This is a genomic window from Pseudoalteromonas sp. GutCa3 (assembly GCF_002836155.1).
In the GTDB taxonomy this organism is placed as follows: domain Bacteria; phylum Pseudomonadota; class Gammaproteobacteria; order Enterobacterales; family Alteromonadaceae; genus Pseudoalteromonas; species Pseudoalteromonas arctica.
Genome location: NZ_PJBK01000061.1, coordinates 1 through 1,427 on the forward strand (window position 1 = coordinate 1; position 1,427 = coordinate 1,427).

The following is a 1,427-nucleotide window of genomic DNA, read 5'->3' on the forward strand; positions in this document are numbered from 1 at the left end:
TAATGCCAGTCAGTTAAGCTGACTGGCATTTTTCTTTTTATGGGGATACTTAGATGGTTTTGGCTTAACCCATCGGGGATATCTTCTATCCTCTCGTCTAGCTGGAAGCTTAAATAAGACCAGTGTATTGAGTAAGTGCTGCCAGTGTATTGGAATATTCCCTGGACTCATTATAGATACTGACGAGAAATACTGAATGACAGCCATCGAACTGCTAGAGAAACTAAGCTGGTTAGGCCATATCCCTGTAACTGTCGCCGCCATCGTCATTATTCTTCGTATTAAATTATAGGCGAGTAACACGCCCCATAGCTCCTGACGCACCATGTCTGGACGTTTACTTCTCAAATGGTATGCGCTATCAAGCATGGTTTGTTTGATTTCTCTAAACCCAAGTTCTATCTCCCAACGATGACAATATAATTCAACAATTTCATTACCTGGATAACGCAATCTATCCGTCATCGAGGTTAGTATACGGTAGCTTTTGCCCTTTATTGTTTTACTGATTAATCTCGCTTTAATCGTTTCAGGAACATCGGGAAAGTTTTTTTGTGCATGCTTTGTTGTTTTCAATTCAATGATATGGTCATTTTTACCCGCGCTGGAGATGATTTCATACTGTAAGTCGGGCCTTGCAGGTATCAGCCAGTGCCTCATCTTCCCAGTTTGGTGCCAACGATTTAACAGGCCTAAAGAATAATATCCTTTATCAAACATAGTCAGTGAATTATCTGGTGTACGTTCAATTAAACGCTCAGCTAATTTCATCTCGTTGGTTTTATAGTTATCAAACTCGCTACTGAGCAGTTGATGGCTGGTCAATTCCATATGACAGACCATGCGTATTTGAGGAAAGGCTGTATCACCGTATTGGTTGCTACCAGAAGAGAAGGCTTTACGATTATCAGGCGTGTCGGCTGTTCGCCACACAACACCGTCAACAGCTAATAGGTTCAAACCATTCCATGTTTCGAATGACTGTTGCTTATACATTGATTGAGCAGATTTATTGAAAACGTGTTTAACGGAATCATCACCTAACCTTTGTCTCGCCTGTACCATCGCACTTGGAGCAACGAGTTGGTTCTTGCCTGGTAACATGATATCTAGCTTATTAGCGATATTCCAAACCGATTCTTTTCGAAACAATGCCATGCCAATAACTGACCACAAAACGGCCTCAAGCGGTAACCTTCGCTTACGAACGGTTGCAATCCCAGCTTGTTGAAAGCCTTGTTCAATGATTTCAGGGTCAAGAATTTCTGATAATTTTTCAAAGGTATGGTATCGGCTGCTTTCTTCAAGTGTTGCTTGCAGTGCTTGTTCTATATTCACAAAAAAATCCGTAGTTAGTTTCCTAACTACGGATTTTGCATGATCGTTTGGATCGGTCAACCGGTCATTTTCTTAACTGATCGGCATTA

General features: G+C 41.2%; 1 protein-coding gene. It reads right to left on the reverse strand.

Going from position 1 to position 1,427, the window contains the following annotated elements; translation table 11 throughout:
• Positions 1-9: 9 nt before the first annotated feature.
• Positions 10-1,338: an IS4 family transposase gene (locus CXF64_RS09940; protein ID WP_010554630.1), complete on the reverse strand. Its 1,329-nt coding sequence runs from the start codon at positions 1,336-1,338 to the stop codon at positions 10-12.
• Between the last annotated feature and the right edge of the window lie 89 nt (positions 1,339-1,427).